Source organism: Francisella philomiragia subsp. philomiragia ATCC 25015 (genome assembly GCF_000156715.1).
GTDB classification, from domain to species: Bacteria; Pseudomonadota; Gammaproteobacteria; order Francisellales; family Francisellaceae; genus Francisella; species Francisella philomiragia.
The window spans coordinates 236,644-252,711 of the sequence record NZ_DS999316.1; the positions used below are offsets into that span (position 1 = coordinate 236,644).

Here is a 16,068-nt window from a genome sequence, read left to right on the forward strand (position 1 = left end):
GATATATTGATTATATCTATAGGAAGTTTAAATTACCATATGAAGCTAACTTAGATATAAACCCTATTCATATCATCAATATATTTATATGCAAATAGATTTGCATAAGTCTCACCAGTAACGTGATCTACTTCATTGATATCAAGTTGAACTGGTAGCCAATCTGTAGTATTCGTTAGAATTTTGTTGTTATCTAATACAAAACCATCAACAATAGCATTAGCATTTCGCATGAATTTATTATAATTAAGTCGAGTTACTACAGAGTCCTCTTTGAGTGCAAATAGATATAAAGGAGTTCTAGTTTTTTTACCAAAATCAACAATATCCGCAGCTTTCATGGTTTCAATGAGTTCTTTATTGGTAAATATTTTTTCATTAAATAAATCATACATTGAGTTATTACCAGTAGGTATGGCATAGTGAGAAGCTGATTCTTGGTTAGGAAATTTTTTATATAATGCACTATTAAATATAGCAGCAGCAAACTGATTGTTTGGTAAATGCTTTTGTAAGAATAATGTGTCAAAGTTATAATGCTTGCCTTCAATATCACATTTTTCTTGAGAGAAGGTTGAGCATTGCATTTCAAAGAAACCTTTATCAAAATCATTTATACTAATGGTTTTTGAAACGTTACTATAATTTAGGTAGCTCATAAAAGTATTTGCCATTAAATCAGGTTTTAGCATTGATGTGATAAGTTTGCTATGTAGGAAATACTTACTAGAATCATTGTTATCAGTCATGAAATTTAAAGTGGTCTTACTGACATCGTAGGCTCCACTTAAGCCAGCAGCAGCCCTATATCTGTATAGTGTATCTAACTTATCTACTCCTTCACAGTCGCCACGCCAGCCTAGACACTTGGCTGTCCATATAGAGTATGCACCACCTTCAGAATAACCAACAGAGAAAAGATTTAGCGTAGAGTTATCTTTTAGACTATATTTCTTACGAATATTAGAACTGACATCATTCAATAAATCGACAGCTGTATTTATGGTTTGTCTTGGATATAAAACATAAGGGTGATAGTTTTTATAGTCATCTCCCTGCCCAATATAATCAGGAGCAACAACAATATATCCATTAGCTGCATATACTCCAGCATAAACAGTGTTTAGATATAAACTAGTCTTATTTTCTTTATCTAGATTAGAAGGGACGCCAGCATTATCAAACACAGTAGGGTGATAGTATAAGACTACTCCCTTTGGATGATTGGTGTTAGGAAGCATTACAAGTCCAGATACATGAGATGTTATCTCCCCAGTAGCTGGGAAAGAATTAGTTGTCGTATATGATATTTTGTCAAGTTGGATATCTTTTATGTCTTGATTACCGAGAGAGCTAACATCTATACCATACTCGTTCATGTTTTTAAAATTTTTATCACAATCCTCTTTTGATAAATTTTTATTACAAAAATATTTTGTTTTAAAATTCTTTTCAATATCTTGAGTTGTCCATGTTGCTGTATTTACAACCTGTGAATATCCTAAACAGGAGAATAACATCACGCTCAAAAGTATACTTTTTTTCATAGTTTAAATCTGCTCTTTCTTATCTTAAGTTAATGTTTCTAACATCAGTGATAGTCATTCCAGCCTGTAATGCGCTAATAAGACCTGGTACGCCATCTTCAAACACGTGACATTCACGAGGTTTGAGATTGTATTGATTAGCTAATAGTGTAAATGCTTCAGGTGAGCTCTTGTTTGGGTGTGAGTCATCTGCTGTAATTATCTTATCAAAATAATCAGTAAGCCCTAAAACATCCAGAGATCTAAGTACATTGATTTTCTTACCACCAGATATGACAACCATAGGCATTTTATTATGATAATGTATAACCAAATCAACTATAGGTTGGATAGGTTTGGTTTGAATTAGTAGCTCATAAGAGGCTTCTTTAATTTTTTCAGCGATTATTGGGGTTTTAATATCACTAAACTTAAATACTTCTTTGAGTATGTACTCACTAGGAAGTCCGTTATATTTATCAAAGTCGATAGATTCTACTTCTGGTTTGGTATTTTTAAGTACACTAAGCCAAGCATCAATATGAATGTTCATATTATTTGCAATTGTGCCATCACAGTCAAAAATTAGAAGTTTAGTGTCATCATGAACAGGTAAAAGCATATTAAATTTTGTTAATAAGTATTATTATCAATATTATATACGATAAATACAGTTGACATAAGTATAATTAGTAAGCAAAATTACAAGCGCTAAATTCAAAAGAATAGACCGTAAAACTTTATATAAATGGAGGAAAAATTATGGTATTAGTAGGTAAAAAAGCCCCTTTATTCAATGCACCAGCTGTATTGGGAACTGGTGAGATTGTTGATAGCTATGACTTTGCTAAAGCTATGCAAGGCAAATATGCAGTTGTGGTATTCTATCCTTTAGACTTCACATTTGTTTGTCCATCTGAGCTTATCGCTTTAGATAAAAGAACAGCTAAGTTAAAAGAACTTGGTGTTGAAGTGGTTTCTGTATCTATAGATTCTCATTTTACTCATAATGCTTGGAGAAATACTCCAATTAATGAAGGTGGTATTGGCCCAGTTAAGTACACTATGGTTGCAGATATTAATCAAGAAATTGTTAAAGCTTATGATGTACAATCAGAAGGTGGTATGGCATTTAGAGGTACTTTTTTGATTGATAAATCTGGTGTTGTTCGTCATCAGGTTGTTAACGATCTTCCTCTAGGCAGAAACATGGATGAAGTGATCAGAATGGTAGAAGCACTACAATTCCATGAACAGCATGGTGAAGTTTGTCCAGCTGGTTGGAACAAAGGTGATGAGGGTATGAAAGCATCTCCTGAAGGTGTAGCTGAGTACTTATCAGGTCACGTTGTAGATTTATAATTTATCAATTACTCTATTATTCTCTATTTAAATTTTAATCAAAATTATAGCGCATAGATGAAAAATATTTTTCTAATACTAATAAGTTTGCTTATGCTGACTTATGATGCCTATGCCACAACTGATGTCGCAGATATAGATACTCAACAAAAATTAGTGAATACTGATGAGTCAAAAGGAAATGTTACTCAAGATGATTCAGCTCTAGATACTGTTGAGCAGTATGAAGGAGAATCTATCGCTCCAGGATCAACTTTTGATGTAGGAAAATCTCTTTTAAAGCTATCTCATGCAGATAAGGTTAAACCACCATTCTATCAAGGAATAAAAAATAATGTAATATTCTCTCAAGCAATGCTTAATACACAGCAAGAAACCGGTGATCCAGAATTTATTATTTTATCGCGTCAGAATGGTTTATTAAAAGAGGATTACTTATATGTAGGTGGTATGGCTTCCTTTACACCCACTTGGGGTAGAAATTCTCAAAATGGTGTATCTGCAAATTCAATTAATAATTATGCACTAGAATATTATGTGGCGAGTACATTGGGTGAGTGGACTTCTATATATGCCTCTTTAAGTACCTACACGATTAATGGTGAATGGTCTGCAACTCCGGGCGGAGTATATTTTATATTGGGTAATCTCAATAGATTACCTGTTTATACTTACGCTGCATTATCAACAGTAAACTTTGGTAGTTTTGATGAAACTACTAATATTATACCAACATTAACACGTTTATATTTTATGCAATCAGGTGGGAATGTTAATCTTTCATATAACAAAGATGGTTTGCAGACCAATTTTGTGTTTTTGGCTACATCTAAAGATGGTTTTTTGAAGGTAGCTAATGCATATGAGGGTAACTCCAAATTAAGCTTTTCTGTAAATATGAAATATACCCAAGACTTACAAAATGTTGGGGATTACTGGTATGCTGGTGCTGCTTACTCAAATGTTTCGGGTTTTACAAATGATCAAAATGATAATGTTGGTGTAGTAAATTTTAATTTCGGAATGAATATTAGTAAACTTGAATTTGTTAATGAATTTGTATTTACAGATAAAGGAGTGACATCTTTGACAGATGTATCCGGAGGTTTTAATTTAAGAGAAGCTTTTGCTTCATCAATATTTCCAGATTTAACTTCAAATCAATTTTTAACAAGTGGTGGTAATGTTTTTGGCTGGTCATCACAGCTTGATTATACTGCAAATGTAATGAATAAAGATCTAGTACCCTTTGTTAGTTATTCTCAGATTCAACAAGCATCGGATAATTACGCAGCATCAGTTGCTACTGGATTTAGATACAATGTTTTTGCTGATGGATGGCTAGGTTTTAGTTATACATATGTTAGAGGACAAGCAAAAAACTTCTCTGAACAAGATAACATTATGACTATGTACTTAAGAATATTTATTTAAAAATAGATTGCAAATAATATAATAAGATAAATAAATATAATGGATAGTAATTAGAGGTCTATAATGTTATATTAATCCACACTAAAGAAATTATAGGAATTTTATGTCTAGTTATCCTTTGTGTCCTAAATGTCAATCGGAATATGTTTATCAAGTTGATGAAATCTTAATATGTCCAGAGTGTGGTTATGAATGGCAACCAAATGAAAGTGCTGATGAGCAATTAGTTGTCAAAGATTCAAATGGCAATCTTCTTGTTGATGGTGATACAGTTACTGTGATTAAAGATCTAAAGCTTAAGGGCTCTTCGCAAGTTATCAAAGTAGGTACTAAAGTTAAAAATATTCGCTTGGTCAGCGGTGATCATGATATTGACTGTAAGGTCGATGGTTTTGGTGCTATGAAATTAAAATCTCAATTTGTAAAAAAAGTATAAAATGAAGCCTACGAGAATACTTTTTATTATAATTTTTGGATTTATATGTAGTTTTTGTTATGCATATTATATAGAAGAAAATGGTAAAAAAATTCCCGTAAGCAAAAGAGCAGCTGATACTATAGATGATATTGAAATAAAAGAAGGTGAAGCACTAACTCAGCAACAGATTGTTGACATAATACAACAAAATGACAAGGACTTAGATAATAAAGAATTGTAGTTTCATGTTTATAAAATTAGTGACCTTAGCAAGTATTTTAACAATATCTACATTTAGTGTGGCAGTTAGTGCTATGCCGGGCACGTATTCAAATACAAATACAAATACAAATACAAATACAAATACAAATACAAATACAAATACAAATACAAATACATCTAGCCTTGTTGGAAATAGTTATGATCCTGATAATATCCGTAGACTTGAATCTAATGCTTATAGAAGAGTTTTTCCTAACCAAGACTATATATTTAACAAAGCACCATTAAGTGTTGAACAACAAGAAAAAATCGAAAAGCAAGCAATTCAGGACTTATCAGTTAAAGAAGGTGAAGCTCTAACAGACAGTGAAAAACGCGCATTAGCTAAGAAGACCTTTGATACTAAAATCAATGAAGCTTTAAATATTGATGCTATAAAAACTTCATGGTTTAATGGTTTTAGGGTTAGTGAGACACTAACTCACGCGATGTTAAACGTACAATCAGATACTGGTGATCCATTGTTTATGCTTCAGGCAAGACAACAAGGCATTTTAGATGATAACTATATCTACTTTGGTACTAAAGTCGCTCTAATTGATTGGCAAAGACTAAATAAGGTACCTCCTGGTGGAGAGAGAAAATTTTTCTCGTATGCTGTAGATTTTTATGCCGCTTCAACAATTTCCAAGTGGTTTACATCTTTAGTTGGTTTTACATTATATCAAGATCATCGTGATGGTTTTAATATAGATCCCAATACTATATATTTGATTGTTGGTAATCTTTCTGAAAGTCCATTTTTTGGATATGTTGCCAACTCCACAGTAATGTATGGTAATTTTGATATTGTATCAAACTATGTATCAACTCTTACTAGAACATACTTTATGCAGTCAGGTGGTAATATTAATTTTTCTTATCATACTGATGATTTACATTTAAATGCTGTGCTTTTAGATGCAAATCCTAATAGCTATTTTGGAGTTACTAATGCACAAAGTAAAAGTGGCGTTGGATTTTCTCTAAATGGTAAATATGTTTATGAGATGGGGAATGTAGGAGATTATCAATATCTTGGAGCAGCATATTCTAATGTATCAGGTTTTCAGACCAAAAATGGTGGAAATGTTGGTGCATTTGATATTAACTATGGTCTTGCTATTTCAGATATAAACTTTGAAGCTGAGGCTCTTTTGACAGATAAAGGAGTTGGGGGTGTTAATAACTCTTCTTCAGTCAGTCCAAATAATATCGCTGGAGTTCCATTTTTTGGTTCTGTAAGACCTAGTGCTGCACTGATATATGATAATTTCTTAGGTACAGGAGAAAGCGTAGCTTCTTGGTCTTTACAATCGAGTTATACAGCTACAGTCTATGGTAAAAGACTTATCCCTTATATTGACTACTCACAGGTTTTGCAAAATAAATCAAACTTCGCTTATCAATATGGTGCTGGCGTAAGATATAATGCTTTCTATGGTTCTTGGTTAGGTCTAGATTATACAAATATTTATTCACGTAGTAGTAATTTTAGAGAAAGACAGAACTACCTTTCTCTAAGCTATACTATATATTTGTAGATAAGTATTGTTATAATTAAACATTAATAGTGTTAATGAGGTTTTTTTGATGTCTAGACAAGTTTTTATAGATACTGAGACAACTGGTTTTGATTATAAAATAGGTAACAGGATTATAGAATTTGGGGCAGTTGAGGTTATAGATAGAAAAGTTACAGGTAATAATCTACATTTCTATTGTAATCCTAATTATGAAGTAGAAGCAGGTGCCTTAGCTGTCCATGGTTTGACTAACGAATTTTTAGCAGATAAACCATCATTTGAAGAAAATGTTGACCAAATGATAGATTTTCTTAGAGGTGCTGAGATTATTATACATAATGCAGCATTTGATGTACCATTTATAAACTGGGAGCTTGGGCTTCTAAAAAACAATAAATACGGCACATTAGAGCAACATGTTGCAAAAATTGTTGATAGCTTAGAACTTGCTAGAAAAAAACATCCTCTTCAAAAAAATAATCTTGATGCTCTTTGTAAGAGATATCACATTAGAAATGATCATCGTACTTTTCACGGAGCTTTATTAGATAGTGAATTGTTAGCGGATGTCTATCTTGCTATGACTGGTGGACAGACTAATCTTGTCTTGCAAACTACAAAAAATGCTAGTAAGGATACTATAGATATAGATTTTGATAAATTAAAATTACGTTCAGCTAATGAAACCATTATTAATATATCTGAACATGATAAGTATCTTTGTAATATATTGAAATTAGAAGAGTCTGCTAAATGGTAAAAAAGATAATATTTCCTGAAGCCGATAAAGAAAATCTTACTTATGTGGGAGAGGATTTTTTTTCTAGAGATTTGTTTTTGGAAAAGACTACTTATCAAGCATGGTTGAAACTAAAACAAGCTGCAGAAAATGAAGGTGTTTGTTTATATATAGTATCAGGTTTTAGAAGCTATGAGTATCAGCAAAAAATAATAGATAGAAAACTAGCTAGTGGTCAAACTCTAGAACAAATCATGAAGGTGAATGCATTGCCAGGAGAAAGTGAACATCACACAGGTAGGGCAATTGATTTAACTACTGATGGTGAAAAAGAGGTCTTAACAGAGTTGTTTGAGGACACATTAGCTTTTAAATGGTTAAGTAAAAATGCTCATAGATTTGGATTTAAAATGAGTTTTCCTCGTAATAATGAATATGGATACATTTATGAACCTTGGCATTGGTGTTATCAAAATGAAGAGAAGTAAAGTAAATAAACTCCTAATACTATTTGTATCTATAGTTTTTTTAAGTTCATGCACAACTCCAAACAAAGAAGTGACAAAAATAAAATTTGCTTCTTATGACTATCCTTGGATATTTGCTCCTGTAAGAAAAGATCTTGTAGAAAATAATATATCTGAAGCAATAAACAAAAATAATGATATTGCCAACATAAAGCAGCTAAAAAATCTTAACTATCTTGAATCAGGAAGATTGCTTCAGCTTAATGATAATTACCCAGAATCAATAAAATTCTATGATCTAGCAATTCAATCTATACCCAAAAATCAAGAAGAATCATTAGAGCAAGCAAAAAAAATCTTATTAGACAAAAATACATACAATTATTATGATATTAAAACAGCTTATAATATACCAGACTATGCTATAAGTTTTTTATATACATACCAAGCTCTAAATTATTTAAAAACAAATGATGTTAATCAAGCTCTTAAGTCACTAGATAGTTTGGATACTGCTAAGATATGGCGTGATGAACAAGAGTTAATAGCAGGTGGTATGAAAGAACTTGCTAAGGAAGATCTTGACAGGAATGATATTACTAATGACAACTTAGGTTTAGATAGTTTCAAATCATTAAAGTCAATGCTTGAGTTTTCAGCAGTGATTCCAAATGCTTATGGTAATCCAATGACTTACTATCTAAAAAGTTTATTAGATTCAGCAGTTTCAAAAAACTATCAAGAATCATTAAATGATCTTGAAAATGCTCAAAAATATACAGTTGGTAATAGATACCTTGATCAAACTGCAAATGAATATCGATCTGCAGTAATTGGTCAAATATCACCTTTTTCTATGGGGATGGGTAGGATTGTAGTTTTTTATGAGCAGGGACTTGTTAATATTCGCAAGTCAGCTAAAGCTAATCTTGATCTAGGAAATATTGGTATCAGAAAGATGGAGTTTCCTGTATATAAAACTAAATATAGCTTTTTTGATCCTAAGAGAGTAACAATTTCTTCAGGTAAGAGTACATTAGTCGATACTTACACAGAAACTCTACTAGATACAACTTTGTATGCTATGAAGTCTCTCATCGAGAGTTATTCAAAGGTTGTTACTCAGAATGTTGTGATTGAGGCATTCAAGTATGATTATGATAAAAAATTTCCTTTAGGAGGTATTTTAGGAAGTCATCTTAAGTTTGATTTGTCAAATACAGATCCTAAAAGAGCAGATATGAGGTCTTGGCTATTATTACCAAATAGTATTGATTTATTTGAACAGCAAATCGATAGTGGTAATTATACAATTCAAGTTAATAATGTTCGTCAGAAGATAGATGTAAAGCAGGGTAAGACCACTTTACTTTGGATTGTAGACATTGGTAAGTTTAAGAAAGTATATTATTTTATTTTCTAGAATTATAAAATCTCACTTTAAAAACCACTTTAATTTTTTAAATAAATATATTTGTAATACTACAATAGATAGTAATATTATTAAAAAAATCCAAAAAGCATGAGTATTTTGAGAACCCGGTATTCCAGCAACATTTACTCCCATTAAGCCTGTTAAGAAACTCGAAGGCAGAAATAAAGCAGCTATTATGGAGAGGAAATACATTTTTTTGTTAATTTTATCACTAAGACTATTGCTAATTTGATCTTTAACTTCCTGCAAACGAGCATTGACTTCATCTAAATCTTCTACATATCTTATTTCACGATTATATATTTCAACTAAATAGCGTTTATGTGAATCTAATAGCCAGCTTAAATCACTCAAGCGTAATTGTTCAATTATATCTTTTTGTGGAACTATATAACGTCTTAAGACTATTATCTGTCTGCGTAAATTAGCTACAGATTCTCTTAGATCTGAATCAATTACATCTATAGTTTGTTCTTCTATATCTATAAGTTTATCATCAATATTAGCTAAGACAGGTTCAATACGAACCGATAATTTCTCTATCAAAAAAACTATAAAGTCAGCAGAGTTTTTAGGTCCTGTATTTTTTTTGAAACTTTCTATAATATCGTCGAATAAATCTAGATATTCAAAACTTGTACTAATTATACGATTTTTATCTATCCATAATCTTATTGAAGTCATATTATTTAGACAATCATTTCCGTTTGAATTAATACCTCTTAGAGTGATTAGCATGCCATCATTTATCTGTGTAAATCTGGATCTTGTTTTTTCAGCAATTAAAGCATCAGTGATAAAAGGATCTGATGAAGATAATTCTTTATTCAACCATTCTTTACTTTGAGGATCTTTTGCATCTAAATGTGTCCAAGTGATTTGTTCATTTACATCTAGTTCATTATGCTTTGGTTGTAATAATTTAGTTCCTCCTACACCATCTAAAATATAAGAAAATAATGTATTATTCATGTTATATAAAATATAAAACTAACCCATATAATAAATTCTAGCATTATTAATCAGATTTTATTAGGTTATATAAACAAAACTTTGTATGAAAGGGCCTGACTGTGTTTAAATGTTTTTGCCAAAAAATATATGCTAGATTATAAAGAGCTATATTGCTAAATAATCGATATCAGCTATATTAGCTTGAGGATCATAGTTTGATATGTAGAATTAATATAATTTATTAACAAAATCTAAATATAAAAAAGCTGATTCAATCAATAGTCCATAATATATAATCAATCTAACACGAATTATATTTACTCATAGCAGTCCAAGTGATATAAATTAAAGTACAAGAGGCGTAATTTTGAGGTATTTATGAAAAATATCGTAATACTTGGTGCCGGCAGAGTCGGGTCTTTAGTTAGTTGCTTACTGGTTGAAAGTGGTGATTATACTGTTCATTTAATTGATAGATACATTCCTCATGACAAACCAGTTTTAGAAAAAAATGTAGATAATTTGATATACGTGGAACTAGATGCCACTAACTCTTCAGACTTAAAAAACTATATGCAGCAGAATGATATAAAAACTATAGTTTCATGTTTACCGTTTTTTCTTAATAAAGATATAGCTAAGATAGCAGGCGAGTTAGAGCTTAACTACTTTGATTTGACAGAAGATGTAGAGGCTACTAACTATATCAAAAGTATAGCAGATAAAGCAGAAAATAGTTTCTTTGCACCTCAATGTGGCCTAGCTCCAGGATTTATAAGTATTGTATCTAATAATCTTATGCAAGAGTTCGACTCAATTGATACCGTACGTATGAGGGTAGGAGCTTTGCCTTTAAATGTTTCGAATACACTTCAATATGGTTTGACTTGGTCTACAGAAGGCCTAATAAATGAATATGCGAAGCCTTGCGAAGGAGTCGTTGATGGTGAAAAAAGAACTCTAGCGCCATTAGCAGATATTGAAGAAATAAAAATAGATGGACTTACTTATGAGGCTTTTAATACCTCTGGTGGTATCGGTTCGATGATCGAGACTTATGCAGGTAAGGTTAAAAACATAAACTACAAAAGTATCCGTCATCCGGGGCATTGTGATAAGATGAAATTCTTAATGCAAGATATGAAGTTAGGTGAAGATTTGGATACTATGGTTAAGATTATGGAGAGAGCAATTCCAAGAATTAATCAAGATGTAGTTCTTATATATGTATCAGTTGATGGTATCCGAAAAGGCTTAAAAGCAGAGCGTCATTTTGCGCAAAAATATCCCTCAAAACGTATGTTTGGTAAATATTTCTCAGCATTACAATTAACTACTGCAACAAGCTTGTGTGTAAGTATAGATCTATTGCTTAACTCTAAAGATAATCCTACAGGATTTATAAACCAAGAGTCTATATGTTTACAAGAGTTTTATGATAATAGATTCGGTAAGTACTATAGAAATTCAGGACTTTTGATACAAGCAGATTAATTTCGGGGGAAATAATGAGTATTTTACAAGAATTAAATTTAGGTTTAGAAGCACATATAACTGATGATAATAAAAATGTTATAGAAACTTTAAGTCCAGCAACTGGTGAGCTTTTAGCTAAAGTTAAAAATCAAAACCTAGATGATATGCAATATGCTATTACAAAGGCTGCTGAGGTTGCTAAACAATGGCGTCAAATTCCAGCACCTAAAAGAGGAGAGTTAGTTAGACTTATTGGCGAAGAGCTCCGTAAAAATAAAGATCATCTAGGAAGCTTAGTATCTCTTGAGATGGGTAAATCTAAGCAAGAAGGTGATGGCGAAGTTCAAGAGATGATTGATATGGCAGATTTTGCTGTAGGACAATCACGTATGTTATACGGTGTGATGATGAATTCTGAGCGTCACGATCATAGAATGTATGAGCAATGGCATCCATTAGGAGTAGTTGGAGTTATTTCTGCATTTAATTTCCCAGTAGCTGTGTGGTCTTGGAATGCTTTTATAGCTGTCATTTGTGGTAATACTGTAGTGTGGAAACCTTCAGAAAAGACACCATTATGCTCAATTGCTGTACACAATATATGTCAAAAAGTAATTCAAGAGCATGGTTATCCTGAAATTTTTTATACAATAATTTCTAAAGACATTGAGGTTTCAAAGGCATTAGTTAATGATGAAAGGGTAAATCTAATATCTTTCACAGGTTCTACAAAGGTTGGTCAAGATGTAGGACAACAAGTCGCTAAAAGATTTGGTAAGTCAATTTTAGAGCTAGGTGGTAATAATGCTACAATTATTGATGAATCAGCTAACCTAAAATTAGCAATACCAGCAGCTGTTTTTGGAGCAGTTGGTACAGCAGGGCAGAGATGTACTTCTCTAAGAAGACTATTTGTGCATGAATCAATCTATGATTTGGTCAAAGATAAAATGGTCAATGCCTACAAACAAGTTACAGTTGGAGATCCGCTAGATCAAAAAAATCTTATGGGACCTCTTATAGATCAAGCATCAGTTGATAATTTCTTAAAAACTGTAGATCAAGCTACAATAGAAGGCGGTAAAATTTTAACTGGTGGTAAAAAAATCGCAAAAACTGGTTTCTTTGTTGAGCCAACAATAATTGAGGCAAATGCTAATATGCCAATAGTAGCAGAAGAGAATTTCTGTCCTATTTTGTACATAATGTCTTTCAAAGATATTGATGAAGCAATCAAACTCAACAATAGTGTTAGATATGGTTTATCAAGCTCTATATTTACTGATAACATCCAAAATGCTGAGAAGTTTCTATCAAGTTTAGGTAGTGATTGTGGTATTGCTAATGTAAACATTGGTACATCAGGTGCTGAAATTGGAGGCGCGTTTGGTGGTGAAAAGCATACTGGAGGCGGTCGTGAAGCTGGTTCGGATGCGTGGAAGGCATATATGCGACGTCAAACTAGCACGATTAATTATGGTAAAGATTTACCATTAGCACAAGGAATCAAATTTAATCTGGAGGATTAGTTATGAGTTTTAATATTATAGATAAACTTTGGGATCAGTATATTGAGACTAATCCACATGTTAAGCAAGTTTATGAGGCATTTGTAGAGGAAGGTGAAAAGCCTGTCAATGATCATATAGCATTAAGAACCTTAGACAATCCAAAGATAGATATAAATGTATTATCAAAACCTTTTATAAATATTGGATATAAAGTATGTGGACATTATGACTTTGAGGTTAAGAAGCTAAAAGCGATACATCTTGAGCATAATGATCCTACTCAGCCTAAAGTGTTCATTAGTCAGCTTCTAGTTAGTGAATTTAGCCCGTTTTTACAAAAAACAATGGAAGCTTGTGTAGAAGCTATACCTAACAGTTTACTAAAGAATCCTGAAGCTTTGTTAACATCAGGTGCAAGTTGGAGTTTTATAAGTTACAAAACTTATCAAAAACTTCTCGAAGAGTCTGAGTATGCTGCTTGGTTTTATGCTTTTGGTTTTAGAGCAAATCATTTTACTGTTTTTATCAATGATTTGAAAAAATTTAGTGAAGTTTCTGAAGTTAATGATTTTCTAAAATTAAATGGCTTTGTATTAAATACTTCAGGCGGAGAAATCAAAGGGTCACCAGCAGATTATTTAGAACAATCAAGTACGGTTTCTGGAAAAGCAGAAGTTAAATTTATAGAAGGCAAGAAAGAGATTCCTTGTTGCTACTATGAGTTTGCAAAACGTTATCCTGATAATAGTGGTAAGCTGTATCAAGGATTCGTAGCCAAATCAGCAGATAAAATATTTGAAAGCACAAATGCTAAATAATCTATTTATAGTTTTTTGAGATTATTTCACTAACTTTGAGAAATAAATCTTCATAAATCGAGCTTTTACGCATGACTAAATCTATTTCTCTAAAGAAGTCACCATTATCAATATCTATATATTTAACATTTTCAGTTTTTGTACAAGCTGTTTTAGGAATTAATGTAATACCTTCATCAATAGATACCATCTGTCTTAGAGTTTCTATACTACTGCCTTTAAAGTCATTATTATTAAAATCTTTTAATGAACATAATCTTAAAGTTTGGTCTCTTAGACAGTGTCCTTCATCAAGCAACATAAGATTTTGTTTAACAATTTCAGTTATACAGATTTTTTTATTTTTTGCTAGTGGATTAGTTTTTGCAACAGCTACATAAAATTTATCGTCAAAAACTTTTTTTCTTTTAAATTGATAGTTATCCGTAGGAGTCGCCAAAAGAGCAAAGTCGATCTTGCCTTGGTCAAGCATATTTACAAGAGTATCAGTTTTTTCTTCAATTATAGATATACTTAAATTAGGGAATTCTTTTTTGATTTCAGGCAAAACCTTTGGCATTAAATATGGGCATAATGTTGGGAAAGCACCTATTGATATGCTTATTTTTCCATTATTTAAATGTAGTTCGGATATCTTTTTTAAGTTTTTTACTTCATCTAAGATCTTATAAGCTTGATTAACTATTTTCATACCAGCTTTTGTTATAAGTACTTGTTTTGTACCTCTTTCAAAAATTTGTATACCTATAAGCTCTTCAAATTTTTTTATCTGCATACTTAGGGCTGGTTGACTAACATAACACTTTTCTGATGCTGTAATAAAGCTTTTAGTTTCATATACAGAAATGATATATTCAAGAGTACGAGTATTCATATAAGTAAATCTTATAGCTAGTATAAATATAATATATTTTAAATTATTTATTAAAGCAATACAATAACAGTGTAACTTAACAAAACACAAGGAGTTAGACATGACTAAAAGAGTTCCTAATGTAACTTTTAAGACTAGAGTAAGAGATGAAAGTATCGGTGGATCAAACCCATTTAGATGGCAAGATGTAACATCTGCTGATATTTTTGATAACAAAAGAGTAATTGTTTTTTCATTACCTGGAGCGTTTACTCCGACTTGTTCTACTTATCAACTACCTGGTTTTGAAAATAATGCAGCTAGGTTTAAAGAGCTAGGAATAGATGAAATTTATGTTTTATCTGTAAATGATAGCTTTGTAATGAATAAGTGGATACAAGCACTAGATGTTAAAAATATTAAACCAATTCCTGATGGTAATGGAGAGTTTACAGAGGCTTTAGATATGTTAGTAGACAAATCAAACCTAGGTTTTGGCAAAAGGTCTTGGAGATATGCGATGATCGTTAACAATCACGAAATCGAAAAGATGTTTGTAGAGCCAGGTAAGCGTGATAATGCTGAAGATGATCCTTACGGAGAGTCTTCTCCTGAGAATCTTCTAAAATATTTAGAAGCTAAATAGCGATAAATGGAGTCTCTAATGAGCAATAAAGTAGTTCTAATAGGTGCAAGCGGAGTAATAGGATCAGCAACTTATAATAAATTTATAAATGCAGGTTATGAAGTTATTCCAGCAACATTTAGTGGAAGCAATGGTTCACACCGTATTGATATAGAGGATATAGAATCTATCGAAAATTTCTTTGAAAAAGTAGGTTCTTTTGATGCTTTAGTATCTACTACTGGTAAAGTAGCTTTTAAAGCTGTTGATGAACTAACTCAAGAAGACTGGAGTTTTAGTTTTAGAAGTAAGCTACTTGGACAAATTAATCTAGTGCAAATTGGTGCAAAGTATATCAATAAGGGCGGTTCATTTACTCTAACTACTGGGATATTAAATGTTGAGCCAATTGCTTTGGGTGTTGCAGCAGCTACAGTAAATGCTGCAGTAGAAGGATTTGTAAAAGCAGCAACTCTTGAATATAAAGATTTCCGTATAAATACTGTTAGTCCAACTGTAGTCAAAGAGGCGTTAGCAAAGTATGGGCCATTCTTTGTAGGCTATGAACCTATAGAAGCAGAAAAAGTAGCTAATGCATATCTTAAGTCAGTAGCAGGGATTGCTAATGGTAGTATTATAAAAGCCGGCTATTAATTTATAATT

The 16,068-nt window shown here is 31.7% G+C and carries 17 protein-coding genes; 13 read left to right on the forward strand and 4 right to left on the reverse strand.

From position 1 onward, the window contains the following. Nucleotides 1–50: 50 nt before the first annotated feature. Together FTPG_RS06515 and FTPG_RS06520 are read right to left on the reverse strand one after the other, a co-directional pair. Nucleotides 51–1,547 (reverse strand): alpha/beta hydrolase family protein, encoded by a 1,497-nt coding sequence (locus FTPG_RS06515; protein ID WP_004287636.1) that lies wholly within the window; start codon nt 1,545–1,547, stop codon nt 51–53. A 19-nt stretch (nt 1,548–1,566) separates the two neighbouring features. Then, nucleotides 1,567–2,148, reverse strand: coding sequence for an HAD family hydrolase (locus FTPG_RS06520; RefSeq protein WP_004287637.1), 582 nt, complete (start codon nt 2,146–2,148; stop codon nt 1,567–1,569). A 140-nt stretch (nt 2,149–2,288) separates the two neighbouring features. Here FTPG_RS06520 and FTPG_RS06525 point away from each other — a divergent pair, with 140 nt between their 5' ends. The 8 genes from FTPG_RS06525 (at nt 2,289) to FTPG_RS06560 (ending at nt 9,156) form a co-directional block, all read left to right on the forward strand. Further along, nucleotides 2,289–2,888 (forward strand): peroxiredoxin, encoded by a 600-nt coding sequence (locus FTPG_RS06525; RefSeq protein WP_004287638.1) that lies wholly within the window; start codon nt 2,289–2,291, stop codon nt 2,886–2,888. 57 nt (nt 2,889–2,945) lie between these two features. Next, entirely contained in the window at nt 2,946–4,322 is a 1,377-nt protein-coding gene (locus tag FTPG_RS06530; RefSeq protein WP_004287639.1) for a hypothetical protein, read from the forward strand. A 103-nt stretch (nt 4,323–4,425) separates the two neighbouring features. Then, entirely contained in the window at nt 4,426–4,758 is a 333-nt protein-coding gene (locus FTPG_RS06535; protein ID WP_004287640.1) for a zinc ribbon domain-containing protein YjdM, read from the forward strand. A 1-nt stretch (nt 4,759) separates the two neighbouring features. Beyond that, a complete protein-coding gene (locus tag FTPG_RS06540) occupies nt 4,760–4,981 on the forward strand; it encodes a hypothetical protein (protein ID WP_004287641.1) in 222 nt (73 codons plus the stop codon). Nucleotides 4,982–4,985: 4 nt separating this feature from the next. Continuing rightward, nucleotides 4,986–6,545, forward strand: coding sequence for a hypothetical protein (locus FTPG_RS09800; RefSeq protein ID WP_004287642.1), 1,560 nt, complete (start codon nt 4,986–4,988; stop codon nt 6,543–6,545). Between the two features lie 49 nt (nt 6,546–6,594). Next, nucleotides 6,595–7,287, forward strand: a complete 693-nt coding sequence (dnaQ, locus tag FTPG_RS06550; protein WP_004287643.1) for a DNA polymerase III subunit epsilon — start codon at nt 6,595–6,597, stop codon at nt 7,285–7,287. Next, a complete protein-coding gene (locus FTPG_RS06555; RefSeq protein WP_004287644.1) occupies nt 7,281–7,754 on the forward strand; it encodes a M15 family metallopeptidase in 474 nt (157 codons plus the stop codon). The genes dnaQ and FTPG_RS06555 overlap by 7 nt, the downstream gene beginning before the upstream one ends. Then, a complete protein-coding gene (locus tag FTPG_RS06560) occupies nt 7,741–9,156 on the forward strand; it encodes a COG3014 family protein (protein WP_004287645.1) in 1,416 nt (471 codons plus the stop codon). The genes FTPG_RS06555 and FTPG_RS06560 overlap by 14 nt, the downstream gene beginning before the upstream one ends. Nucleotides 9,157–9,168: 12 nt before the next feature. Here the strand turns inward: FTPG_RS06560 and FTPG_RS06565 are convergent, their stop codons facing one another. Then, entirely contained in the window at nt 9,169–10,140 is a 972-nt protein-coding gene (locus tag FTPG_RS06565) for a zinc transporter ZntB (RefSeq protein ID WP_004287646.1), read from the reverse strand. Between the two features lie 360 nt (nt 10,141–10,500). Here FTPG_RS06565 and FTPG_RS06570 point away from each other — a divergent pair, with 360 nt between their 5' ends. Genes FTPG_RS06570 through FTPG_RS06580 form a run of 3 tightly spaced genes read left to right on the forward strand, consistent with a single transcriptional unit; the run spans nt 10,501 to nt 13,927 of the window. Beyond that, nucleotides 10,501–11,616: a saccharopine dehydrogenase family protein gene (locus FTPG_RS06570; RefSeq protein WP_004287647.1), complete on the forward strand. Its 1,116-nt coding sequence runs from the start codon at nt 10,501–10,503 to the stop codon at nt 11,614–11,616. Nucleotides 11,617–11,630: 14 nt separating this feature from the next. Then, entirely contained in the window at nt 11,631–13,127 is a 1,497-nt protein-coding gene (gene amaB / locus FTPG_RS06575; RefSeq protein WP_004287648.1) for an L-piperidine-6-carboxylate dehydrogenase, read from the forward strand. Between the two features lie 2 nt (nt 13,128–13,129). Next, the gene (locus tag FTPG_RS06580) at nt 13,130–13,927 is read left to right on the forward strand and encodes a DUF1338 domain-containing protein (RefSeq protein WP_004287649.1); all 798 of its coding nucleotides are present in this window, start codon (nt 13,130–13,132) and stop codon (nt 13,925–13,927) included. A 1-nt stretch (nt 13,928) separates the two neighbouring features. On the opposite strand, the gene oxyR is transcribed toward FTPG_RS06580, so the two are convergent. Further along, the gene (gene oxyR / locus FTPG_RS06585) at nt 13,929–14,801 is read right to left on the reverse strand and encodes an oxidative stress transcriptional regulator OxyR (RefSeq protein ID WP_004287650.1); all 873 of its coding nucleotides are present in this window, start codon (nt 14,799–14,801) and stop codon (nt 13,929–13,931) included. Between the two features lie 100 nt (nt 14,802–14,901). Here oxyR and FTPG_RS06590 point away from each other — a divergent pair, with 100 nt between their 5' ends. Together FTPG_RS06590 and FTPG_RS06595 are read left to right on the forward strand one after the other, a co-directional pair. Continuing rightward, nucleotides 14,902–15,426, forward strand: a complete 525-nt coding sequence (locus FTPG_RS06590; RefSeq protein ID WP_004287651.1) for a peroxiredoxin — start codon at nt 14,902–14,904, stop codon at nt 15,424–15,426. Nucleotides 15,427–15,444: 18 nt separating this feature from the next. Next, on the forward strand, nt 15,445–16,059 hold the full coding sequence (locus FTPG_RS06595) for a short chain dehydrogenase (RefSeq protein ID WP_004287652.1): 615 nt from the start codon (nt 15,445–15,447) through the stop codon (nt 16,057–16,059). The last annotated feature ends 9 nt before the right edge of the window (nt 16,060–16,068 follow it).